The sequence below is a fragment of the Komarekiella delphini-convector SJRDD-AB1 genome (assembly GCF_014831675.1).
GTDB lineage: Bacteria > Cyanobacteriota > Cyanobacteriia > Cyanobacteriales > Nostocaceae > Komarekiella.
Genome location: NZ_VJXY01000003.1, coordinates 44,116 through 68,279, shown reverse-complemented (window position 1 = coordinate 68,279; position 24,164 = coordinate 44,116). Strand labels below are relative to the sequence as shown.

Genomic DNA, 24,164 nt, shown 5'->3' with positions numbered 1-24,164 from the left:
CTGGCTTCTTTCTTCGAGAGGCTATTTTGCTCCAGCCTCAAAGCTAATATATTCAGACTTATATGCAGGTGGCTCGACGTGAATTAGAATCCTCACGGGACTAAAGCGCTCTGATAGTCGGCTTTCTACTTCTTCGGTGATGTGGTGAGCAGTTTCAACATCTGGTGCATCTACTATTAAATGCATTTCTATAAACACTTGGCGACCAAGAACACCGCGAGAGGCGATATCATGACAGTTAACCACGCCAGGAACAGAAGTAGCGATCGCATGTATTGCTTCTGGTGCGATCGCCATTTGATCCACTAGCCAAGGTAAATTCTCTTTTAAAACTGACCAACCACTCCAAAATACCAACAAAGCAACGGGAAAGGCTAACACTATATCCATCCATTGATAACCTAGCCAAACCCCGATCAAACCGCCAATTACAGATATTGTCACCCAAATATCGCTCATTGTATGTGTAGCGTCAGCGATTAAAATTAGGCTACCTACCCGCTTACCCACGCTACGCTCGTAAAACGCCACAAAAATATTTACGCCTAGCACAATTAGTAATAACCACAACTCAGGTAGTGAAATTCTCACAGGTTCGCCACCTTTGATAATTCGTTCGATGGCTCCTTGCAGAATTTCAAAGCAGGCTATTCCTAAAAAAGCAGCAATTCCTAAAGCTCCTACAGCTTCAAATTTGTGGTGTCCGTAGGGATGTTCGCGATCGGGTTGTGGAGAAGAAAACTTACTAGCAACTAATCCTAAAATATTATTTGCACTATCGGTAACACTGTGCAGAGCGTCAGCTAACAAGCTTAAAGAACCTGTCGAATAGCCAACAACTGCTTTCAAACCCATTACAAATAGATTGAGCAGTAGAGTGATAATCAAAACCTTTCGCACTTCGGCACGGTTATCGTAAGTCATAGAGAATTTATCAAATTAAGTTCTATGACTTCTAATGTAAAACTCAAAACACAAATAAATACAAATAAAATGTATCAAAGTCTGACGCAATCAGGATTAAAGCTCTCTATAACCTCTAATTTTATCTAGATTTATTGAGATTATTTTTAACTAACAGCAGCTATAAGCTTGATATAGGTTGATAGTGACTTTGTTAATAACAGCATATTTTTAGCATTAATAGTAAGGTAATTTTAATTAATTTTCTCTGTCTCTAAATGCTCCAGTAAGTTCACACCACCGTGTCAAAATTAGCCCCATGAAAAGGATTTTGTTTAAACCAGGGCTAACTAAAGAAAAACTATCATTTTCCTCTGAAATTCGTTTGTTTTATAACTCAGTAAGCAAATTCTGTATTTCCGGTTCCATGCGTCCGTTATCGTTTTCTTGGATAAACGCTTTTTGAATTATCTCTACCTCTGGTCTGAAAGCATCAGGCTTGACCACGTATTTTGGTAATATTAGTAATTATCAAGAAGCTTTAATAAAAAACTTATGTCTTCAACTCCTCTAACACTCAATCTAATTGAAGGTTCTGTCTCCTTTAGTTTTTCAGCCCAAGCAGCACGAGAATTAAAAGCAGCAACAGATAAATTAATGGAGCGTTTAAAAGCTGTCGCCGCTAAACCCACTCCTGGCGGTGGTAAAGTTATTCCTCAGCCTCCTCTGGAATATCGTTATACGGGCGAGGTATTTCTAGAAGTTTTCTGCAATCCTAATATCTGGCCGACTCCCTTCGCCGCAAAAGTCTTGCTTACCGTCCGCAATGTCAATATCCGCTTGACTACGGAAGCTGAGCTTACTCGCATTATTGAGGATATTAATCAATATTTAGATCAAGTAGGATAATCCGAAAACTATTGGGACTCAGCCTTGAGGCGACGCGGATGAAAGTACTCCTAAAAAAATGACCGGAGCAGTTCCATATTGAGAACAGCCCCGGACAGGGAATCTACATAGTACACTCAAGTTGTAGAAATGGATACACAAGCAATTTGTTCCGATGCATTCGCCTTTCGCCATAGGCGTTAGCGAGACCCAGGTTAATTTGAAAAATTGTATAAATTCAGGCTCTAATGCTTCTGCGTTTATGGAAAATGGAAGATTCTGAATCGGGCAATGCTAATAAAAACAGAGATTATCCCTCAGATTGGGTTTTGAATCTTTTATGCTGAAATCCAGACATCGAAAATAAACTCCCAACCCAAAATCCGAAATTAAACCTTGATTAGTCGTTATCCCATTCTTCACGACCAATCAGGTCGCCAATGCGATCGCGTAACAGAAAGTCACATTTCTCTAATTCACATTCAACACAAACCCATTCTCTGGCTGGAATGTATTGGCAGAGTGTATATATTGGTTGCTGTCTGCTGACCATTCCCTTTTGCACTAGTCGGCGTGCTTCGTCCTGGATCACGTCTAGAGAGTAGTAATTGATAGAGGGCACCGTATTGACACTCATGGTTTTTACTCACAAATTTACACGTAAATAGTGTTCCCGTCATCTATTGAGAACAAACATAGCAAAGTTAGACTTGTGGCTAGGGTTTTGTAGTTTGCTATACGGAACTGTTTCCATTTTGACGCTACAGACCCTAAAATTATTTAAAGATATGTTAATAAAGTCAACGTTTCCTGACATTTGCCTAACATCTGCTTCACATTAAGAATGTCAGAGTAGTTAACTTAACCTGTCAGGCTGGCTGTGTGACTCCGATTCAACAGGTCTGAAAGTTTTGCTGTAGCTGGCTAAAAACATAATTTGGTGCGCGGGAATAATTCATCTGGCGATCGCTTAATGTGCTAATTAATCACCGTAAAGCTCTGCCTAGGGCTACTAGTGTTTGTCCAAAGGAAAACTAGTCAGAAATATGTGCCAAGAGGCAAGGTATAAAATGTTGCAAAACATAATTTGTTAACGTACACCACGAAAGCTTTTAGCCTAGCATTTGTTATCAATTTTTTCAATAATTACGTAACCCCCCAGTCAATTACAACACTTAAGTTACACAGATGATTCAGGATAAACACTTGTTTTGCATCATGAATTAGCGAAAATTCGCTGATATCAGGTAATATTCGATTTTTATTGTAAAATATTTTACCATTAACTATGTACTTACTCACAGTATTTAAGTATCTGTACAGAAGGGCCAGTGAGTCAACCACCTGAAAAGTGCATCCCTTACAGTAGAGTAGAAACGCAAACCAAGACAACCAAAAAGCATATATATGCAACTACCAAAACCTGAAATAAGTATAGTCAAATTAAAACAGACGTGATCAAATCACGTCTGTAAACTGTTTGGCGAATTCCTAGAGATTAATTGTTCTAAAGTTACATTGTTATTTAAATTACTTATTTACGAGATTATTCATCATCTTCATTTGTACCTTCCTCTACAGCAGCCAGATTTTCTGCTGGACGCTCATGCTTGAGTTGGTTCAACAGCGACAGCACTTTATTACCCCGTTCAATGGAGCGGTCTTCGATAAAAACCACCTCTGGTGTCCGACGTAGCCTCACCCGCGCCCCAAGTTCGCTGCGGACGTAACCCGTCGCCGACTTTAAGCCTGCCATTGTTTCTGCCTTAGCTTCGTCTGTACCATAGATGCTGATGTAGATTTTGGCGTGTTGAAGATCGCCAGAAACATCAACATCGGTAACGCTCACCATTCCCGTAGCCACACGGTCATCCTTAATGCCATTGAGCAGCATTTGGCTAACTTCCCGTTTGATTAGTTCAGCAACGCGGGAAACGCGGCGATTTGTAGCCATAATAATTTCGCCTCCACACAGAGGTTGTGTAACATAATATAGATGCAAGTTGGGTAGACAGTATTTGGCGATGCCTAGGTTGGGCAAAAACTACGCAACATTAAAAGAAACTGTCCGCAGGGCAAAATCTTAGTCTAGATTGTACTCAAACCCAGCATTGCACGTAAGGTGAAAGTAATAAATACCAGAGTGCTAATAAATAAACCTAAGATGGCAATCAAAGTGATGGGACGCTTCAACAGCGGCATCAATGGCTCAAAGGTGTTCAAAAACACGCCTAAGAGCACAGTAATGAAGTAGCGGGGGTAGCGAAATACGTTATCCCAAAATCCGTCAAACATCTGAATTTAAACTGCCTCGTTATATACTTACGTTTGTTTTCATGTGATTTATCTATTCAATTGTAATCTATGCGGCTGGAAAATTAACCAGTTAATATAAAATATGGTTCGTCAGCTATATTAGCTATATTTAGTAGCAATTATTTCAGTTAAATCGGAAGTAAATGGTAATTCAAATCCCAAAGGAGACTTGCCCGCGTCCATTTTTGAAGTGGGCAGGGGGTAAAAGTAGGTTAATTCAGCAATATATTCCTTATTTTCCTAGAAGCTATCAAACTTACTATGAGCCATTCTTAGGTGGTGGTGCTGTTTTTTTCTATCTCCAACCAACCACAGCAATTTTAACTGATATTAACGCCGAATTAATTACAACATATCGTTGTGTTAGGGATAACGTCGAGGAATTGATTTCTCTTTTAAAAGATCATAAAATCCGACATAATAGAGATTATTACTACAGTATGCGAGCTAACTTAAAGTTTACTGATTTAGAGAAAGCTGCTCGTCTAATTTATCTCAATAAAACTTGTTTTAATGGTCTTTATCGCGTCAACTCACAGGGAAAATTTAATGTGCCATTAGGTAGATACGAAAATCCCAATATCTGCCCTGAAGATTTATTGCGAGCAGCTTCAGTCGCACTTTCTACATCTGAGATTAAACAAGCAGATTTTGCAGATATGCTAAATTATGCAGCCAGCAATAATGATTTTGTCTTCTGCGACCCACCTTATCATCCTATAAGTAGCACTAGTTATTTTACTGGTTATAGTCAAAATTCTTTTGATGAAAAAGACCAAGAATGTTTGAGAGATACTTGTGCTGAACTAGCAAGTCGTGGTGTCAAAGTTATGGTATGTAATTCTGATTGTGAATATATTAGAAAGTTGTACAAGCAAATTAATTTTAATATTTACCCTATAGTAGCAGCACGCTCAATAAATTCTAATACAAAAAAAAGAGGAATGATTTATGAGTTATTAATTACATCATATTAGAAATGTTTATTTGCCCAGGCAATAAATCTATCTAAACTATAAACTGCTAATAAATTATGATTATATGTGACTTGTTTTCTTAACCATTGAATTGCGCCTTCTCTCATTCCTTCACCTCCTATAACTACAATAGTAGGTGCTGGGTAAGAATACTGAATATTCATACTTAAATAAGGAAATTTTTCATCAACAGAACCACCACTTTCTTGCCACTTGCACTCGATAATTAATCCTGATGGCATGATAGGTAAACCAACAATATAAAAGTCAACCTTCAGGGCAGTTTGATAAATTCCTGTTCCAATATAAACTTGCTTGGCATAGCGTTTTGCTAACAAACTAGCAGTTAATAAAAATTCTTTTTGGATATAGTTTCCTACTTGGAAATAATGATGCCCATTCAAGATTGCTTCTACATTACTTTCTAGAATCTTTCCTGCTTGATTTGCCCGTCCGCCTTGAGTCAGAGCCATGCTATTAAATCCTGCTGCCAAAAATCCCGCTTATCCTAGGATTCCACGGAAGCAGTAGCAAATGGTTAGTTGCTTAATATGAATTTTTGATTTTTGATGCGAAAGGCTTGATTAATAGCTAGAAAATCGAAAATATTTGGTACTTTAGTACTAAACAAATACAAATGTATTAACTAAAAGAGCTTAATTGAATAAAAGCTTGTAGTAAGGCTTCAGCCCTTTAAAAGCTTATATAGAGAGATAAATCGCTCACTACGAACAGAATTTTTACTTAATATTGTACTTAGTAATTTAGATAGGGAATGAGTTGTTAAAAGATTGTGGTTCAAATAAAGCGCGATTTATCTAGTTTATATTGACCTGACTCTGACCGCTCTCCTGGATCAGAATCTAAAGCGGGAAATAATTAGAAAAAGTTTTTTGTGGTCAAATAATGGGGAAAATCTGTAATAACTGGGATCAAGCTTAGGCAAATTCAATGATTTTGCTTTGGCTTAACCTGCTTGGGCATCAGTATTACCGTTGCGAATAGCCCATGCTAGTTCTAACAGTTGAGTCCAGCGCTTTTGTAGCTGTTTTGGTGTGCATTTGATGACTTTGGCGATCGCCTGGTCGTTTTGTCGGGCTGTTTTCAATTGCAAGATTTGCTGTTGTTGTTCTGTGAGTTGATTTACAAAGGCTTCCCATTGCTGAGAAGATAGACCTAACTTTTGCTCTAAACCCGCGCCTAACCATTGATGTACTAATTGCCAGTGGTGTTGCTTGGCAAACTTTTCTACATGGTATTTAAACCGCTGTTGCAGATAGTCGCGCTGACGGCTAGTTAAACCGAGAATTTGGTCAATTTCTGGTGCTGAGAGGTCTTGGAGTTTGAGACTGAGGTAGTTCATGCAGTCAGATTGACCTTGAGACTCCAAGTATTTCATTAATTCCGAGATCACGCGATCGCGTTCTGACTCTTCAGATGGATCAAAATTAGTTTGTGCAATCATTTGCGATCTTAGCTGTTGCACTGCCGAGTTACGCTGGTAAGATTCTGCTTCTTCACCTTTAGCAGACTCCACCGCCATTTCAATATCTACAGTGGTTTCCTGGGGTTGGCGACGAGCAAAACCTTGAGCACGTAAAATAATTAATTGCTGATTTGCACCACCTGGTAAATTGATGCGGCGTTTAGCATATTGCTCTGTAAACGCCATATATTCCGCCAATTGCAACTGAGTGCGCGGGGTGTGATCTTCAGGTAGTTCGTTTTCTCTGCGGAAAGCTTTGATAGCTTCGATATAAAATGCTTGCAAAAAATCTTCAATCAGGTTGTAACGAGCCTCAAACCCTAACTCAGAGCCGGATATAGTTACATGGCGGTAAACCATAGCGCCTAAAGTGCTATGTAACTCCACACGCCCTTGTTTTGAACCTAGTTGGTAGTAACGTAAGCACTTTTGCAGACGATGCCTTCCCAGGGTAATTTGCCAAGACTTGATTTGCCCAGATGTTTGGATACGAGAGCTTTTATCGCAAATGCGTTCTACTTCTTTGGCTATGCGCTTTGCTAAAGCTTGCACACACCTGGGTGCTGCTTTCACTTGATCTGGTATTTCCTGACATAGCAGCTCGATCAAGCTATCAGTGTTACTGGCTGATAATTCTTCGGTCGAAACGTGGTTCTCAAAATCGGGTGTAGAGTTTGGTAGATTGACGACGTTAGCTTTCATAACTTTTGTAGGGAGTAGTATTGCACCGTAATTACAACGCAGACACAGCAGGTTTTGGCTGAAAAATCTTCTGGTATTCATCCATCAAAACTTGCTGTATGTACTGCTCACATATCAGGTTCATATATAAGACTGTAGTAAATCCGAAAAGGTTACAGGGATAGCAATGTGTCGGTTTTTTCACAAGTGACTATATCGACACTGATACAGATGTATTCACGATTTTCTCAAAGTTGTCAAATGCCTTGTTATGCAGACTTTTGTCGCCATTATGCTCTATACGTTGCGTAGGCGTAGACCATTGTAGACATCGCCTCGAAATATGACAATTTCAAAACTGGAGCCTTTTTATAATATTTTCCGAAACTAAGGGATGTGCCGATGAAGTATATTTTTTATACCCATGCTGCTGCTGCTTCCCAACCTAAACCTCGTCGTGTAATCACTGCTTCCTCTCCTGTCAAATCCAAAATAGTAGACACCTCATACGTAGGCTCCTCACCAGTATCTACAATTACATCTACCAGGTTGTCCAAACGGTCAAATAACTCCACCCGTGACAGAATAGGTTCTGAATCTACTCGATCTATCCCATCATCTGCCTCATCTGGTGGCAGGTGTGCTGAAGTCGAAATAATCGGATTACCTAATGCTGCCAATAAAGCTAAACACGCATTATGATTTGGCACTCGAATCCCAGTAGTTTTTCGCTTGGGATTTTGCGCTAATCGCGGTACTAACTTGGTCGCTGGGAGCAAAAATGTATATGGGCCAGGTATTAGGCGCTTCATAATCCGATAGGCTGTGTCACTTACGAAGGCATAAGTTGCCACATTTGAAAGCGAGGGACATAAAAATGTCAGTGGTTTATCATTCGCTAGCTGCTTAATTTGCCGCACTCGTTCTACCGCCGACTTAGCATTCAAATCACAACCAATCGCATAAACTGTATCAGTAGGATAAAGCATGACTGCGCCACTAGAGAGCGCCGACTTTATTTCCTCTATTCGACGAATTTGAGGATTGTCCGGATGAACGGAGAAAATTTTTGCCATAGAACGGGGGATTGGGGGAATAATTAATGACTAATGACTAATGACTAATGTTCATTGACAAATAACTATGAATAAAATAGCTTATCTTCAATGTCCGACAGGAATTTCTGGTGATATGTGCCTGGGAGCCTTGGTAAGTCTAGGGATTCCTGTAGAGTATCTAGTTGAAAAACTTAATGGGTTGGGAATTGAACGGGAGTACCGATTAAGAGCAGAACTCGTCCAACGTAATGGTCAGGAGGCGACTAAAGTTCATGTGGATTTAACTCATCACCACGACCATGATCATGAACACAGTCACCATCATGGACGCCACCTGCCAGCAATAGAGCGGATGATTCTCCAAGCAGGGTTGCCATCACGGGTAGAAGCTTGGAGTTTGGCAGTATTTCGACAGCTAGCAGTAGCAGAAGGGGCAGTGCATGGTATTGCTCCAGAAAAAGTCCATTTCCATGAGGTGGGTGCAGTAGATGCGATCGCGGATATCGTTGGTACTTGCCTAGGGTTGGATTGGTTAGGTATTGCAAGTAATAATGAAGGATTGCCCTTACTATACTGTTCAGCATTCCCGACAGGTGGCGGCACTGTTCGAGCAGCACATGGTTTGATGGCAGTACCAGTACCAGCGGTGTTGAAGTTGTGGGAAATGCGGGGTTGTCCGGTTTATAGCAATGGCATTGAACGAGAACTGGTGACACCAACAGGAGCCGCGATCGCCACTACTTTGGCAAGAGATTTTGGTGCGCCACCTGCGATCGCTATCAAGCAAGTAGGACTGGGAGCAGGTTCCCTAAATTTACCCATCCCGAATATACTACGCCTCTGGTTGGGTGAGAGCACCAGTCTACAGTCTAATGTTACCGATTCTGAAGCTACTAGCCCTACTTTAGAAACCATCTCGGTTCTAGAAACTCAAATTGATGACTTAAATCCCCAGGCGATCGGCTATGTGTTTGAAGCCTTGTTTGCTGCTGGTGCGGTTGATGTTTTTACCCAGCCGATAGGGATGAAAAAATCTCGTCCAGGGATTTTGCTAACTGTAATATGTCATCCAGAAAATCTACTAAGTTGTGAAACGGTTTTATTCCGCGAAACCACTACTTTAGGTATTCGGCGCACAACTGGGCAACGTGCCATCTTGCAACGAGAAATTCAACAAGTAGAAACTAAATATGGTAAGGTGTGCGTCAAGGTGGCGTGGAGGGGACAATCACAAGATAAACAGATTACTAATGTGCAGCCAGAATACGAAGATTGTGCAGAATTAGCGAGAAAACATAATATTCCCTGGCGAGAAATTCAGCGGTTGGCGCTGCATAGCTGGTATTTAGAAAATCGAAAATAGACCCCAGAAACACCTCTGTTGAAAAAACGTTATGCAGCTAGATTGATTGTGTAGCAATGCTTTTAAAGCTATTTAGTACTTTTGTACAAGGATAAATTTAGTCTAGCTGTTGGCGAAAGTCCTTATCATACATAGCCGCTTCCCAATAAGCAGACTTGACTTGATCTATCGTTAGATTTGTGGCTCCACGGAGGTCGGCTCCATCGAGGTCAGCTTCACGGAGGTCGGCTCCATCGAGGTTAACTTCACGGAGATTGGCTCCATCGAGGTTGGCTCCACGCAGGTTGGCTCTACGGAGGTTGGCTCTACGGAGGTTGGCTCTACGGAGGTTGGCTCCACGGAGGTTGGCATCTTGCAGTTGAGCATTCTGCAAATTAATGTATTCTAAATTTTGTTTTTCGGCAGTCAAACCTCGTAAAGAAACTTTATCCCTATTCAAAGTTTCAAGAGCATTGATTTTTGTATCTTGAATAGGTTTACCAAGTATGATGTGAGTAACTTGTAATGCTTGATAAAGTTCCTGCTTTCTTCGCTGCGGGGCTTCCCATAACCATCGCCCTAATGTAAGAGCAACAGTTATTAAAGCACCTTTTTCTATAACTGCTAAAAAACCATTTATTAATAATTCGTTTCGTTTTGCAAGTGTAACTTCTTCAAATAACCAATAATACCATGCTAATATAGACCATTTATGTACTGGGTATTGAGGAAGAAATTCTTTATTTCTAGGATAAATTTTCAACAGTTCGCGGTAATTATTTACTGATTCTTTATTATTTTTAGCTTCTTGCTGTAATGTAAATTCACGAACAAATGGGTCATTTTCCCTATAAATTTTTGCTAACGTTTGACGTAATTTCAGTACATTTTGTGGGGTTTGTTTAATTAAAGTAGGATTATTGGATTTTTGTGCATAAAAGATACAAGTACCTGTATAAACTATCAATATTGTAGAACCTGAAATAATCCATAATTTTTGATTTTTCCACATTTCACCTGCTCGCTCCCTAACTTGGTTTAAGCGTTCCTTTGTTGGACTTTGGAAATTTTTCCAGCGTGTGACTGTTTTTTGCCAGACTTTGTTTAAACGTTTTTTTAAGTTAACATCCATAAAATAAAGCTTTTTTAGAGCTAAGGAAGAAAAATATAATATAAGAGACTTAGTATAGAATAAGCAATTCAAATATTTTTGATTCCTTATGTTTGCGGAAATTATTTTTTTTATATAGTACCCTTAAGGGTACTTTTAATTTTAAAAGCTACCCTGAGATTTCACTGACATTATGTACAAAATATCCAGTTCTTAAAATTAGCCCCGACCTCGCAAGAAAGGTAAACAGCATTGGCTCACGAAAAGCCCGCCTGTGATTAGTTTCACTCTATGTCACATGCGGGCTTTTTTGATTTTTTCTTTTCTAGAATGAATCTATAAACCCATTGAATATAACATTAGACGGTCATAAACTTTGTCGGGCAAAAAACGCTTGAGGACTGCTGCGATTTTGGCATCTTGTCCAACAAGATAACGGGTCTTTGGCTGCTTTGCAGTGAGTGCATGGACAACAGCTTGAGCGACAATATCCGCAGATATTCCTTTGGACGCGATAATCCCCACTTTCTTACGCACAGCATTCATGGCATGGCCATAGAGATGGTTTGCTGAATCAGGTAAATTCTGTTGTGCTATGTCAGCTTGAGTTAAGGACTTATCCCAAATTGGGGTAGCGATCGCACCTGGCTCAATAATTGAAACCGAGATCCCCCAGGGTCGTAATTCCATACGCAAGACATCGGTAATTGCTTCCAGCGCAAATTTGGAAGCATTGTAAGCTCCAAGCAACGGGGCGGCACTTTTACCACTAATCGAACCCATATTAATAATTCGACCGCGACCCTGGCGTAATAGTCCGAGAAACGCTTGTGTTACTGCGAGTTGTCCGGTGACGTTAACATCCATCTGCTGTTGAAATTCGGCAATGGGTACTAATTCTAACGGGCCTGGAACGGCAATTCCAGCGTTATTTACTAAACCTAAAATCCCATGACTACCGACTGCGTTTGTTAATGTTTCAACTGCAAATTTAATTGAATCAGCGTCAGTAACATCTAAAAAAATAGGAATGAGTTTTTGTGACGCTTTCTGTTTGAGCTTTTGAGCATCAATATCTTTACGTACACCAGCAAAGACAGAGAAACCCAACTTATCTAAAAGTAAAGCACATGCCTCACCAATTCCTGTTGATGCGCCTGTAACTACAACTGTACGTTGAATTTCTACAACCATTTATTCTCTCCGCGTCAGCATGTTTACTTACCAATGCTGGTCATACAAACTTCTTGATTATTGCTATTCTTATTGTTGAGTAATTGATTTGTTGTTGCTGCTACAGTAGTAACAAATTATTTAAATATTTTTCAATTTACTATTGTTTAGCTTTACGACAGATAGAAATAAAAATTAAGCTGATTGTTCTTTTTTGTCTTGTACACATAAAAAAATAACTGCGATCGCAAAGTCAGATTTGCATCATAAATAGGTATAATTAAACACAATGTAAGATCCTAGCTCGTAGTGAGCGATTTATCGCTCAAAACAAGGATTATCAGGACTAAAGTCCTTCCTACAAGCTTTAATTTATTTACGCTTAGCTACTCGATCACACTTTCGGTTTAATTTGGAATATTTGAATTAATAGTTAATATTTCGTCATAAAACTACTGAATTTAACAGTGTATAATCTCCAAGCAATAAGTACTATAGATAACCTCCCAATATAGTCTTTGAGATTGACTGTTGCTTCATGCAACTTTACAGTTCTACCTTGTTCTAGTGAGTCAGTTGGGTAAACACCAAGCTGTGATGTTGCTGATTTGTAAGGAAATAGGGACGATTTCGCACAAACAAATTGTTCAGAGGGCCTATTACATTGTTTGAAGTTATGTAGCCTTTTGATTACGGCCTATCAAGCGCTGCGGTAAACTATGCCTTGATTATGATTCTTTCGCAGAGAAGAACACTCGAAAGGAGCGGTTTTTTCAATGTCTCATACTGTAAAAATCTACGATACCTGCATTGGTTGCACTCAATGCGTCCGCGCTTGTCCTACTGACGTACTGGAGATGGTTCCCTGGGATGGCTGCAAAGCTGCTCAAATTGCCTCTTCACCTCGTACAGAAGACTGCGTAGGATGTAAGCGCTGTGAAACAGCTTGCCCCACTGACTTTTTGAGCATCCGGGTTTACCTGGGAGCTGAAACTACTCGCAGTATGGGTCTAGCTTACTAAAAAGCTCAGTGCTGACTCTTGTACAGACGCGATTAATCGCGTCTCTCAGCACTCAAGACTTTTTTGAAGTGTCTCAATAGCAAGCATCTTTAGCATTGTAGAGTGGGCGCTGCCCGCCTTGCAAAATCTGACTTTTAGATTGGGGATGTAATCCCTGGATATCCAACTCCTAGAAACTGCTCTGGTACAGTAGGCTTAAGAGCAGAAAATTAGCTGTAAAAGCCCAAAATCTATAACAATACCTAGTGGCAGAGGGAGTAAATGGCTCCCTTTTTTCTTTGTCAAAACGCTACGTTTGTGGTAAGAACTATACTGGATTTAATAATCCTGAAAACAAAGTGGTGTGAGCAATGTGCGGAATCGTTGGGTATATAGGCACTCAAGCGGCGACAGAAATTTTATTAGCTGGGCTAGAAAAACTTGAGTATAGAGGTTACGATTCCGCTGGAATCGCTACTATTTGGGAAGGTGAAGTTAATTGTGTACGGGCAAAGGGTAAACTGCATAACCTGCGTTCTAAACTCGAACAAATAGAAACACCCTCCCAAATTGGTATTGGTCATACACGCTGGGCAACTCATGGGAAACCAGAAGAGTACAATGCCCATCCCCATTTGGATACAACAAAGCGAATAGCAGTGATCCAAAATGGTATTATTGAAAACTACCGCGAGTTACGCGAAGAACTTAAACAAAAAGGTCACGAGTTTCGTTCCGAAACCGATACAGAAGTCATCCCCCACCTAATAGCTGAATTCTTAAAAAATCCCCCCTCTTCACCTCTTTCCTTCTCTCCCTCTGCATTCCTAGAAGCAGTTCGCCAAGCTGTTAACCGTTTGAAGGGAGCATTTGCACTGGCAATTATTTCTGCTAACTATCCAGATGAACTAATTGCTGTCCGCCAAAATGCGCCCTTGGTGATTGGTTTTGGTCAAGGCGAGTTCTTTTGTGCTTCTGACACACCGGCGATAGTTGCTCATACCTGTGCAGTATTACCACTGGAAAATGGTGAAATCGCCCGTCTGACACCATTGGGTGTTGAGATTTACAACTTTGCTGGCGACAGGTTGAAAAAACAACCTCGAATGCTCAACTTGAATCCCATGATGGTAGAAAAACAGGGATTCAAACACTTCATGCTCAAGGAAATTCACGAGCAACCAGGGGTAGTAAGAGCCAGTTTAGAAGCTTACTTTAATCCTGATGTAAATCCAGCCATTGCATCTACTCAATCGCCAATTAATCTTGGTTTACCTGAGAAATTCTATACTAATTTAGAACAAATCCATATTGTCGCCTGCGGTACAAGTTGGCACGCAGCATTAGTAGGAAAATATTTAATCGAACAATTAGCAGGGATTTCTACTCAAGTACATTATGCTTCTGAGTATCGCTATGCACCATCACCACTAACGCCTAATACGTTAATTATTGGTGTTACTCAATCAGGTGAAACTGCTGATACCTTGGCGGCTTTAGCGATGGAAAAAGAACGTCGCCAAGACAAAGAACCCAAATATCAAGCCCGACTGCTAGGTATTACCAATCGTCCAGAAAGCAGCCTTGGTCACATGGTATCGCATATCATCAATACCTTGGCGGGAATTGAAATTGGGGTAGCGGCGACAAAAACTTTTACTGCTCAACTAATGGCGTTTTACGCTTTGGCATTGGATTTAGCTTATCATCGTCAAACAATTTCTCCAGAAACTTTAGAGAAGATTATTGACGGGTTGAGACAGATTCCTAAAGATATTGAAGCAACTTTAGAAAGTCAAGAAAGTTTAACCGAACAGCTAGCCCACGAATTTGCTGAAACCCAGGATTTCATCTTTGTGGGAAGGGGAATTAACTTTCCTATTGCTTTAGAAGGTGCATTGAAATTAAAAGAAATCAGCTATATTCACGCCGAAGGATATCCCGCTGGAGAAATGAAGCACGGCCCAATCGCCTTATTAGATGCGAAAGTACCAGTAGTGGCGATCGCAATTCCTGGTAGTGTGTACGAAAAAGTTATTTCTAACGCTCAGGAAGCCAAAGCTAGAGATTCTCGATTAATTGGCGTTACTCCCGTTAGCGATGGCGAAGCAGCAGAAATCTTTAATGACTTACTCCCCGTCTCAGATGTGGAAGAGTTACTTTCTCCCATTCTCACGGTAGTTCCCTTACAATTATTGGCTTATCATATTGCCGCCCGTCGCGGTTTAGATGTCGATCAGCCAAGGAATTTAGCTAAGTCCGTAACGGTAGAATAGTCTATTGATAGAGGTAGTAGCGTTATAAGCTCTGAGGACTACCTCAAAAAAACCCTTTATTAGAGGTTACATCATGACACAGACAACTACAGAGCGTCTGTACTCTTTTGAAGAATATCTTGCTTATGACGATGGTACTGATAACCGTTATGAACTGGTGGATGGGAAACTTGAACGTATGAATCCACCAACTTTCAGACATTTACTGATTTCTGACTTTATTCAGGATAACTTTAAGGCAGAAATCAATCGCTTGAGTTTACCTTGGCTATGCTTTAGAGAGGCGGGGGTGAGGACGGGATGGCGGAAGTCAAGATTGCCTGATGTTTATGTTGTAACGGCTGAACAGGTGATGGAATTCCTTGATGAGTCAGCTGTTTGTCAGTCTGCGCCGATATTAGTAGTGGAAGTTGTCAGTCTTGATTCAGTGAAACGTGATTATCGCCACAAACGTTCTGAATATGCAGCGCTGGAGATTCCTGAGTATTGGATTGTAGACCCAATCAAGTCAAAAATTACGATTTTATTGTTGGAAGAAGGATTGTACGAGGAAAAAGAGTTTAGCGGAAGTCAGCAAATTGTGTCTGCAACTTTCCCAGAAATTGCGCTTACAGTTGAACAAGTGTTAGCTGCGGGTAATGTTGCTTAGAAAATAGCGATTACCAATAATATTACATTTTCTCACGATCGCCATCGTTTTCTCAGCCACCAAACCACAAAACCAACAATTATTCCAACTATCAGACTGGAACTGAAAGGGTAGTCGCAAAAATAAGGAATTTTAGGAAAAATATCTTTCATACTTTCTTTACTACAAAAATCTTTGGCGGGTGATTGTAGTAGAGATGTTGTTGCTATTACTGAACCAGCGACAGCTACTAATTCTTGAAAATTGCGATCGCGTTCTGCTTTATCAACTTCTATACGACTGCTAGTAGCATTAATTCTATCTTCTAAAAGTGCAACCCAAGCTGCATATTTTCGATATCTTTAGTACTCGTAGAGAAGGGAGCAGATCAGGTTTATCTGTTTCTTCCCTGTAGCAACTTCTGCTTTCCTTGCAGCAACTTCCGCTTTCCCTGTAGCAACTTCTGCTTTCCTTGCAGCAACTTCCGCCTTCTCTGTAACAACTTCTGCTTTCCTTGCAGCAACTTCCGCCTTTCCCGTAGCGATTTTTGCCTTGCCGTTTCCGTGTTTCGCGCAGTCTGTAGCAGCTTACGCCTTGACGTTATTAGAAACAGACTTGTGTTATCGCATCTTCTCTTAAATAGAATACGCTTATTGAGTACAGCAGTGCTGTGCCCCTACAATAAATGTGGTTTCAATTCGCAAAAAATGCTGTAAATTACTTAAATTTTAGATTTTTTCAGAAAAATCAATAATTTCACGTATGACAACTTTTTCAACAATTGTCCACTATAGAGTTATTAGAATTTGGAAAATGAGTATTAATTATGGCAAGACAAAAACGTAATTCACGTACCCTCGACAAAGCTGAAGTACGTTTAGCAAGCATTAAATCTATTAGTCCAACTCTCGATGTTGGAGAAAAATTAACAGTCAAAGACTATACTGAAAAAATCGAAAGCCTCCGACAAACTTTAGAAGCATACAATACCACCCTCTCCACTATTGATGTTTTACTAACCCAAATCATTGAAAATGAACAAGATTTGGCAGACTATTCTGAGAAAATGTTGCGTGGTATTGCTTATAAATATGGTAATAATAGCCATGAATATCAGATGGCTGGAGGTACTCGTAAAAGCGATCGCAAGCGTACTGTGCGTCAAAGCGTGGTTTTGCCGAAGTAAGTAGGCGTGATTGAATAAGTGTTAGCTGCGGGTAAGAAGTGAGTGCTATCCATAAATTGTGCAGCTTGTCAATCAATTAAACCTGCTTCTCTGGCTCGAATTTGAGTTATGATTCGCAGATTTTTTCCTTGATTTTTTAATTCTTCACCATCAATACCTAAAGCATTTTGCAGCTTATCCCAGTAATGACGTACCATGCGTTCAGATACACTAATACGTTGAGCGATCGCCTTATCTTGTAATCCTTCTTGAAATGCTAGAGTTAGCAGTAACCGCCACTCTGGTTTTAGTTCCAATTCTGAGTAAATTTCTTGAATATCTTTTGTATGAGTTAATCCCTGTAATGCCCACTTAACTCTAGCGAGCATTTGCTTACTAGAAAGGCTTTTATCAGCAATTGTAAAGCCTCCTTTGTAGGCATCAATCTCAGGTTTCATCCTCACCAATGTCCGAATATGGGCACTTTGAACAATGATATTTAGGTTAGAATAATTCTCCATCAAATTTCTCAGGAGTTGCATACCTGTATTAGTTGATGCCATTACTCCAGGCTTTTCTGGAATATAAATATCAATTACAACAAGATCGGGTTGCAAAACCGACACTTGATTTAGAGCATTCTCGGCGGTTTGAGCAGTAAATATTTTAGCATCTGGGTACTGAGAGCGTAGCACCTCGATTGTTCCATTCAGACATATTTCGTGACAATCAATTAAAAAAAGTTTAAATGATGTCTTTTCTGGTAAATTTTGGCTCATGCTGCTAACTCGCCTTTCGATGCTTCTCCGATGAATGACTACTTCTTGTTTAAGGGGTTTTCCTGACGCTGCGAGTATTTAATGGCAGGTAATACCTCTGATTCTCGGAAATAATCCTTCTTTTGTGAGATGTCGGCTTGGTCATATCCCCCGTTGCAATAATCACAATTTGCTGCTGTAAGCTCTCATAAACAGCTTTCTTCATGTAGTTGCGTTGTCACCTCTACCGATATCGCAGCGTTGATGGATAAATCGACAATTTCCGTTAAAGTGAGCAAACCATCACATTGACCAGAAGGTGCAAAGACGATCGCGCTAGGTATACTTTGATCAGTATCATCTAACAACGCATGGGTTGTTAAATGAATAATTTTCGCAGCAAATAGCGATTGCATTGGCAAGTAGTGGCTGCGAAAGTGTATAACATTCCCAATTATTTATAAAAATGCCGGAAATCTTAACTGATAAAAACTTTACTTATGGTTTGAAAGTTATTGCTTCCCGCGATTCAGACTTAGCAGATATTCTCCAAGCTTTGGGTTCCCCGCCTCTTTGGGTACGCGAACCAGGCTTTGCAACGCTCATTCAAATCATTTTAGAACAACAAGTATCTCTAGCATCAGCTAAAGCAGTTTTTGAGCGTTTGCAACAAATCATATTACCAATTACTCCAGAAAACTTTTTGATTTTAAATGATGACCAAATCAAAAAAATTGGATTCAGCAGGCAAAAAGCTCTTTATGGGCGTTTATTAGCAGAGTCTATAATTACTGGACAGCTTGATTTGCTCACTCTTAATGGAATGGATGATGAGGATGTACGTTCTGTTCTCAAAAAGAGTAAAGGTATTGGAGACTGGACAGTTGATATATATTTATTGATGGCATTGCGGCGACCAGATAGTTTACCTAAAGGAGACTTAGGATTAGCCTTAGCAATACAGAAGGTTAAACAATTGGAAAAACGCCCTACACCACAGGAAATAGAGAGTATTGCTGAAAACTGGCGGCCGTGGAGAGCATTAGCCACTCGCTTATTATGGCACTATTATTTGAGTAAGCGATCGCTAAAGCAATGACATTATGTGTTGTGTATAGCAGTGCGATCGTAAATAATTTTAAACCAATTTAAAAAAAGAATGCAACAAATAAACCATTGTAGAGACGTTGCAATGCAACGTCTCGTTATTTAAATCTGCGATGAAAATTGTCAGAGCAAATTATTTAATCAAGTTGAGTACTGTAAGCGCTAAAACCATAAGCCAAAGTTCCTTTCAAAGCATCTGATGGCTTGAGGCTTCTGTTAATAGCTTTAGCAAAAGGCATTGGAATCCCTTTGATGGTTTCCGGTAAAATTGCATATTCTTCTGTAGGTTCGACAGTGTATTGCGGACACTTCGTTTTGATGCCAGCATCAGCCAACATCTCTTCGATTTCAATGGCTGAATATTGCTTAAGATAAACTGGATTTCTTGAAAACAGGTTCAGCCTTCTAATAAAGTTGTGAATGATATGAGAAGGACAGAATTTGTTGTGAAAAGAATGATTGAAAACAAAAATTCCACCAGGCTTGAGTACGCGAGATATTTCAGCTAACAAATTTCTTAATTGTGCATCTGGTATATGCATAAACACACAGTTAGAAATTACCAAATCTATAGAATTATCTTCTAGAGGCAATATTTCCGCAGAAGTGCAAATTAAGTTAAATTCAGAGCCAGGAAAAAAATCATATTCTTGTTTAACTTTGATTAAACGACGTAACAAAGGTTCAGAAATATCAATCCCATAATATTTTTGGCATCTCAAACTTTTATCTTTAGAGAGATGTAGAGGAGCGCGACCATAACCACAACCTAGTTCTAGAATAGAATCAACAGATTTATTCAGAGGAAATTTATTCCAAGTACCTCCAGGTCTACCAGTTAACAGAGTGTAATCGTCTTTAATAGGCGAAGTTTCTGCAAGTTGCTCAATTTTTTGGGAACCATAATATGTCTTACCAATTTTGTCCCATGTTTGTTTGTGTTTAGTCTTATTTAACTGTTCGTAGTCACTAGGAAAATAAATGCCATTTTGTAATTCAAAGTCATTCAGACTGAATTTAGCATTTGCTAATTGAGTCATTAGGATTATGCCTCATGAAGAGTTAAGTCTGTTCTCTGTTATACTCTCAACTCAGCATTATCAGCAAGTATCATTTGCTCAGTCGCTTGGTATGAGGCGATAAAAGAAAGAATCATTTTCTCTAAAGTCTAATAACCTTCTGAAGCTTATCTGAACGCAAGTTCGGATACATTAGTTGATGGGCTGCAATAATTGGAGGCTAGGATGATAGAAGAGTCACAAAAAAAACGAGTGGTAGTTGTAGGTGCAGGTTGGGCTGGCTTAGGAGCAACCTACCATTTGGCAAAACAAGGTTATGATGTGACACTTCTAGAAGCTGGCTCCTATCCTGGTGGACTAGTTGCAGGTTGGAAAACAGGAGCAGGAAAATCTGTAGAAGCGGGCATTCATGGCTTCTGGTATCCTTACAGAAATATTTTTTCTCTAATCAATGAATTAGGAATTAACCCTTTCACTACTTGGACTCGTTCCTCGCAGTACTCGCCTGCTGGTTTAGAAGTTGAATCACCGATTTTTCAAGACTTACCTAGACTCCCCTCTCCAGTAGGAACTTTTCTTTACACTCAGTTTAAGCGGCTACCACTAATTGACCGTCTCAGTGCCCTGCCTTTACTTTACGCTGTTGTGGATTTTGACAATACTGATACGGCTTGGCGGCGTTATGATTTTGTAACCGCTCGTGAGTTGTTCAAAGATTTTGGCGTTTCTGCGCGACTTTACCGAGACGCCTTTGAACCAATGTTGTTAGTGGGCTTGTTTGCTCCTGGTGAGCAATGTTCAGCCGCAGCAACTTTAGGGATGCTTTACTTTTTTATTTTGGCGCATCAACCCGATTTTGATGTGGTTTGGTGTCGAGGAACTGTAGGCGAGAAGATATTTCGTCCTTGGGTAGAGCGTATTGAAAAAGCTGGCGTGCGAGTTCTTCCGCAGCGTCGGGTTACAGACTTAATTATTGATAGTAATCAGCGAGCAACAGGTGTAGTTTGCGGTGATGAAGTATTTGATGCTGATGCTGTAATTTTTGCAGTTGGTGTTACTGGGATGAAGAAAATTGTCTCAACTAGCCCTAGCTTACAAAGCCGTGAAGAATTCCGCAATTTGAGTAATTTAGGGGCAATTGACGTTTTAGCAACTCGGTTGTGGTTTGACCGCAAAATTGATATACCTCGTCCTTCTAATGCTTGCTTTGGGTTCGACACAACTACAGGATGGACGTTTTTTGACTTGAATACCCTACATGATGAATATAAAAATGAGCCAGGAACGGTTATTGAAGCCGATTTCTATCATGCAAATCAGTTTCTAAGTTTGAGTGATGAGGAAATTGTGACGATAGTTCAGCGTTATTTAGCAACTTGTGTGCCAGCATTTCGGGAGGCGAAGGTAATTGATAGCAGTGTGATTAGGCTACCAAATGCAGTGACTCACTTTTCACCTGGTAGCTACCGCTATATGTTGCCAGCTAAGACAAGTTTTGAGAATGTGTTTATGAGTGGGGATTGGATTGCGAACCGTCACGGTTCCTGGTCGCAGGAAAAGGCTTATGTTACTGGTTTGGAGGCAGCAAATTTAGTAGTGTCCTATTTGGGTCAAGGCACAACTGCGGAAATTTTACCAGTTGAGGAGGATGAGGTGCATATACAAGCGGCAAGAACACTCAATCAAATAGTACGTAACTTGGGTAAATCTATCTTGCCTGACTTTTGGTTGCCGTAATCAGTAGACTTGTTGCAAAAATCGGAATAAGACCCAGGGAAGTTAGGCAAACAGAACAACAAAAGATATCTTAATCAAACTTCTCAGACCCAACAAGCCTTTTGCTGGTTCACGACTGCGACAGAGGCTTCTATGATAGCTAGCGCGTCAGTTAAGGATGACTTCGCGCTATAAAAAGAATAATGAAGATTAAAAAGAATGTGTATTATTATAGGCGCTAAACTGTCCTTCGTCTTGTATCCACCGCTGCGCGGAGTCTAGGATTAAAAGTCCAGAGTCTAAAGTAATTTTGACTCTTAACTATTGATTCTTGACTATTGGCTCTTGACTATTGACTATTGACAAAAAGTAACACTCGTGACGCAAGTTGTTTTAGAAAACGTTTATAAAAGTTTCCCCTCGCGTAAAGGGGAAAATGTTGTCTCACAAAACCAACTCCCACTCCCATCTGGAGAGGAAACTGATGCAGCGCGAGAACGTGCAGAGAGCGTCAATGTCTTGCGGCGGATTAACCTGACGATCGCAGATGGGGAGTTTATGGTGCTGGTGGGGCCTTCTGGTTGTGGTAAAAGCACCCTCTTACGGTTAATCGCTGGTTTGGAGGTCATGACCGGCGGCAATATCTGGGTAGGCGATCGCTTAATCAATGACTTACCACCCAAGGAACGAGACATCGCAATGGTGTTTCAAAATTACGCCCTCTACCCACACATGACGGTGTACGATAACATCGCTTTTGGACTGCGCCGACGTTTGGGGGGAGCAGGGGGAGAAGGAATTGCCAAGTGGTCAGAAAATTTACTTGTGGCCGTAACTAAAAAGTTACCTAAAGGACTGCGCTACATATCTGACAAGGAACGAGTGGTGAATGAACAAGTACGTAGTGTTGCCCAATTGTTGCAAATTGAAACCTTGTTGAATCGCTTACCCAAACAGCTGTCTGGGGGGCAAAGGCAACGAGTTGCACTAGGACGAGCGATCGCGCGTAATCCCCAAGTGTTTTTAATGGATGAACCGCTTTCAAACTTAGATGCCAAACTGCGTGCAGAAACCCGCACCCAAATTGTCAAATTACAACGCCATTTAGGGACAACGACAATTTACGTCACTCACGACCAAACAGAAGCGATGACTATGGGCGATCGCATTGCCATTATGTCTGAGGGTAAAATTCAGCAAGTTGCCGCTCCATTGGAACTTTACAACTACCCTGCTAACCGTTTTGTGGCAGAGTTCATTGGCTCACCGCCGATGAATTTTATTCCCGTAGAATTTCATGCTCCCCTATTAATTACTCATTCCCAGTTTCGTTTGACACTCCCAGAAGTCTGGGGAACAGTTCTGCAAAAATATGATGGGCAAACCTTAATTTTAGGTATTCGTCCAGAACACTTGAGTTTGAGTGCGGCTGCTACCAAGAATTTACCAGCGCAAGTAGACGTAGTGGAGAACCTTGGCAACGATAGTTTTCTTACCGTCAGACTTGCCGAACCAGGTTCTAGTGACAATACAGGTAATTACTTACAAGTGCGAGTACCACCAGACCGATTAGTCCGTACGGGTGAGCAATTGTGGTTATCGCTGAGTCCCGATAAAATTCACTTTTTTGACCCGGAAACTGAGTTAGCGATATTTCCTTAAAATCTGTCTGTTATTTGACGTTTGATATCAACTAATGCCGAACAGCGTTGTCGGGCGACGCCTATGGCGGTAAACTACGCACTATCCACAATTGCTAGCCAAGTATTTCACCTACTATGCTTGTGCTATTTGTTAAGTTTTTGCTGCTTAACTCAGGCGTCAATACCAAGCACAGATTTATAAGCTTTAACTTGCAAATCAATTCCTGTAATGGCTGTGCCAACTACAACAGCGTAAGCCCCTAAATCTAATGCTTTACGAGCCATTTCAGGTGAGGAAATACCACCTTCACAAATCACGGGTATACATAACTGTTGCACTATCTGCGTGAGGAGTTCCCAGCCAGGAGGAGGGTAATTACTCTCAAGAGTGTAGCCGTAAAGAGTTGTCCCCACAATATCAGCACCAGCATCTACGGCTGCTATTGCCGCCTCAATTGTATCCACATCTGCCATCACTGGTCTACCCAATTCCTGATGTATTCGAGTAATAATATCCGCCATTTTTTCACCACCGGGACGCTTTCTGCATGTTGCATCTACGGCAATAATATCCGCTCCTGCTTTTGCAACAGCAGCCGCATGGTGAAACTGTGGCGTAATGTATACATCAGATTCAGCTATTACTTGCTTCCATAAACCAATAATTGGCACTTTCACCCTTTCACGCACAGCAATGATGTGATTCGGCGTGTCAATCCGCACACCCACTGCACCATTGTTTACAGCAGCTTTTGCCATTGCTGCGATTATTATCGGCTCATGCAATGGTGAATCAACAGGTGCTTGACAGGACACAATCAGTCCCCTGCTTAAGCTTTGAATTGGGCATTGAGCATTGGGCATTGGGGACTGGGGACTGGGGACTGGGGACTGGGGACTGGGGACTGGGATTGGG

General features: G+C 40.6%; 23 protein-coding genes. 10 read left to right on the top strand and 13 right to left on the bottom strand.

The window, feature by feature from the left end:
* Window positions 1-21: 21 nt before the first annotated feature.
* Window positions 22-924, bottom strand: coding sequence for a CDF family zinc efflux transporter Cdf31 (gene cdf31, locus FNW02_RS04225; RefSeq protein ID WP_191756331.1), 903 nt, complete (start codon window positions 922-924; stop codon window positions 22-24).
* A gap of 534 nt (window positions 925-1,458) precedes the next feature.
* Here cdf31 and FNW02_RS04220 point away from each other — a divergent pair.
* Complete coding sequence (locus tag FNW02_RS04220; protein ID WP_191756330.1) at window positions 1,459-1,812, top strand: hypothetical protein; 354 nt, start codon at window positions 1,459-1,461, stop codon at window positions 1,810-1,812.
* A gap of 379 nt (window positions 1,813-2,191) precedes the next feature.
* Here FNW02_RS04220 and FNW02_RS04215 read toward each other — a convergent pair whose 3' ends face one another.
* The 3 genes from FNW02_RS04215 to FNW02_RS04205 form a co-directional block, all read right to left on the bottom strand.
* On the bottom strand, window positions 2,192-2,428 hold the full coding sequence (locus tag FNW02_RS04215) for a DUF4327 family protein (protein ID WP_096537447.1): 237 nt from the start codon (window positions 2,426-2,428) through the stop codon (window positions 2,192-2,194).
* Window positions 2,429-3,337: 909 nt separating this feature from the next.
* Window positions 3,338-3,745, bottom strand: a complete 408-nt coding sequence (rbfA, locus tag FNW02_RS04210; protein ID WP_191756329.1) for a 30S ribosome-binding factor RbfA — start codon at window positions 3,743-3,745, stop codon at window positions 3,338-3,340.
* Window positions 3,746-3,879: 134 nt separating this feature from the next.
* Window positions 3,880-4,086, bottom strand: coding sequence for a DUF751 family protein (locus FNW02_RS04205; protein WP_191756328.1), 207 nt, complete (start codon window positions 4,084-4,086; stop codon window positions 3,880-3,882).
* A 164-nt stretch (window positions 4,087-4,250) separates the two neighbouring features.
* Here FNW02_RS04205 and FNW02_RS04200 point away from each other — a divergent pair, with 164 nt between their 5' ends.
* Entirely contained in the window at window positions 4,251-5,084 is an 834-nt protein-coding gene (locus FNW02_RS04200; protein ID WP_191756327.1) for a DNA adenine methylase, read from the top strand.
* Here the strand turns inward: FNW02_RS04200 and FNW02_RS04195 are convergent.
* The 3 genes from FNW02_RS04195 to FNW02_RS04185 all read right to left on the bottom strand — a co-directional run bounded on the left by FNW02_RS04195 (window position 5,081) and on the right by FNW02_RS04185 (window position 8,327).
* A complete protein-coding gene (locus FNW02_RS04195) occupies window positions 5,081-5,557 on the bottom strand; it encodes a PD-(D/E)XK nuclease superfamily protein (protein ID WP_191756489.1) in 477 nt (158 codons plus the stop codon). The two genes, FNW02_RS04200 and FNW02_RS04195, sit on opposite strands and share 4 nt — an antisense overlap.
* A gap of 494 nt (window positions 5,558-6,051) precedes the next feature.
* A complete protein-coding gene (locus tag FNW02_RS04190; protein ID WP_191756326.1) occupies window positions 6,052-7,272 on the bottom strand; it encodes a HetZ-related protein in 1,221 nt (406 codons plus the stop codon).
* A gap of 395 nt (window positions 7,273-7,667) precedes the next feature.
* A complete protein-coding gene (locus FNW02_RS04185) occupies window positions 7,668-8,327 on the bottom strand; it encodes an L-threonylcarbamoyladenylate synthase (RefSeq protein ID WP_191756325.1) in 660 nt (219 codons plus the stop codon).
* A 67-nt stretch (window positions 8,328-8,394) separates the two neighbouring features.
* Between FNW02_RS04185 and larC the strand changes: the two genes are divergently transcribed.
* Window positions 8,395-9,672, top strand: a complete 1,278-nt coding sequence (larC, locus tag FNW02_RS04180; RefSeq protein WP_191756324.1) for a nickel pincer cofactor biosynthesis protein LarC — start codon at window positions 8,395-8,397, stop codon at window positions 9,670-9,672.
* Between the two features lie 97 nt (window positions 9,673-9,769).
* Here the strand turns inward: larC and FNW02_RS04175 are convergent, their stop codons facing one another.
* Both FNW02_RS04175 and FNW02_RS04170 read right to left on the bottom strand, forming a co-directional pair.
* Entirely contained in the window at window positions 9,770-10,783 is a 1,014-nt protein-coding gene (locus FNW02_RS04175) for a pentapeptide repeat-containing protein (protein ID WP_191756323.1), read from the bottom strand.
* 315 nt (window positions 10,784-11,098) lie between these two features.
* Window positions 11,099-11,956, bottom strand: coding sequence for an SDR family oxidoreductase (locus tag FNW02_RS04170; RefSeq protein ID WP_191756322.1), 858 nt, complete (start codon window positions 11,954-11,956; stop codon window positions 11,099-11,101).
* 755 nt (window positions 11,957-12,711) lie between these two features.
* On the opposite strand from FNW02_RS04170, the gene psaC reads away from it, so the two are divergent.
* From psaC to FNW02_RS04150, 4 genes are all read left to right on the top strand, one after another.
* Window positions 12,712-12,957, top strand: a complete 246-nt coding sequence (gene psaC / locus FNW02_RS04165) for a photosystem I iron-sulfur center protein PsaC (RefSeq protein WP_012411495.1) — start codon at window positions 12,712-12,714, stop codon at window positions 12,955-12,957.
* A gap of 350 nt (window positions 12,958-13,307) precedes the next feature.
* The gene (gene glmS / locus FNW02_RS04160; protein WP_191756321.1) at window positions 13,308-15,212 is read left to right on the top strand and encodes a glutamine--fructose-6-phosphate transaminase (isomerizing); all 1,905 of its coding nucleotides are present in this window, start codon (window positions 13,308-13,310) and stop codon (window positions 15,210-15,212) included.
* A gap of 73 nt (window positions 15,213-15,285) precedes the next feature.
* Window positions 15,286-15,861, top strand: a complete 576-nt coding sequence (locus FNW02_RS04155) for a Uma2 family endonuclease (protein WP_191756320.1) — start codon at window positions 15,286-15,288, stop codon at window positions 15,859-15,861.
* Window positions 15,862-16,666: 805 nt separating this feature from the next.
* On the top strand, window positions 16,667-17,026 hold the full coding sequence (locus FNW02_RS04150; protein WP_191756319.1) for a hypothetical protein: 360 nt from the start codon (window positions 16,667-16,669) through the stop codon (window positions 17,024-17,026).
* A gap of 68 nt (window positions 17,027-17,094) precedes the next feature.
* On the opposite strand, the gene FNW02_RS04145 is transcribed toward FNW02_RS04150, so the two are convergent.
* Window positions 17,095-17,784, bottom strand: a complete 690-nt coding sequence (locus FNW02_RS04145; RefSeq protein ID WP_191756318.1) for a response regulator — start codon at window positions 17,782-17,784, stop codon at window positions 17,095-17,097.
* A 185-nt stretch (window positions 17,785-17,969) separates the two neighbouring features.
* A complete protein-coding gene (locus FNW02_RS04140) occupies window positions 17,970-18,179 on the bottom strand; it encodes a hypothetical protein (protein ID WP_191756317.1) in 210 nt (69 codons plus the stop codon).
* 50 nt (window positions 18,180-18,229) lie between these two features.
* On the opposite strand from FNW02_RS04140, the gene FNW02_RS04135 reads away from it, so the two are divergent.
* The gene (locus FNW02_RS04135; RefSeq protein ID WP_225225412.1) at window positions 18,230-18,862 is read left to right on the top strand and encodes a DNA-3-methyladenine glycosylase family protein; all 633 of its coding nucleotides are present in this window, start codon (window positions 18,230-18,232) and stop codon (window positions 18,860-18,862) included.
* A gap of 145 nt (window positions 18,863-19,007) precedes the next feature.
* Here FNW02_RS04135 and FNW02_RS04130 read toward each other — a convergent pair whose 3' ends face one another.
* Window positions 19,008-19,910, bottom strand: coding sequence for a class I SAM-dependent methyltransferase (locus FNW02_RS04130; protein WP_191756316.1), 903 nt, complete (start codon window positions 19,908-19,910; stop codon window positions 19,008-19,010).
* Between the two features lie 204 nt (window positions 19,911-20,114).
* Between FNW02_RS04130 and FNW02_RS04125 the strand changes: the two genes are divergently transcribed.
* A complete protein-coding gene (locus FNW02_RS04125; RefSeq protein ID WP_191756315.1) occupies window positions 20,115-21,626 on the top strand; it encodes a hydroxysqualene dehydroxylase in 1,512 nt (503 codons plus the stop codon).
* Between the two features lie 357 nt (window positions 21,627-21,983).
* Window positions 21,984-23,267, top strand: coding sequence for an ATP-binding cassette domain-containing protein (locus FNW02_RS04120; RefSeq protein WP_191756314.1), 1,284 nt, complete (start codon window positions 21,984-21,986; stop codon window positions 23,265-23,267).
* A gap of 152 nt (window positions 23,268-23,419) precedes the next feature.
* Here FNW02_RS04120 and FNW02_RS04115 read toward each other — a convergent pair whose 3' ends face one another.
* Window positions 23,420-24,112, bottom strand: a complete 693-nt coding sequence (locus FNW02_RS04115; protein ID WP_191756313.1) for an N-acetylmannosamine-6-phosphate 2-epimerase — start codon at window positions 24,110-24,112, stop codon at window positions 23,420-23,422.
* Window positions 24,113-24,164: the final 52 nt, after the last annotated feature.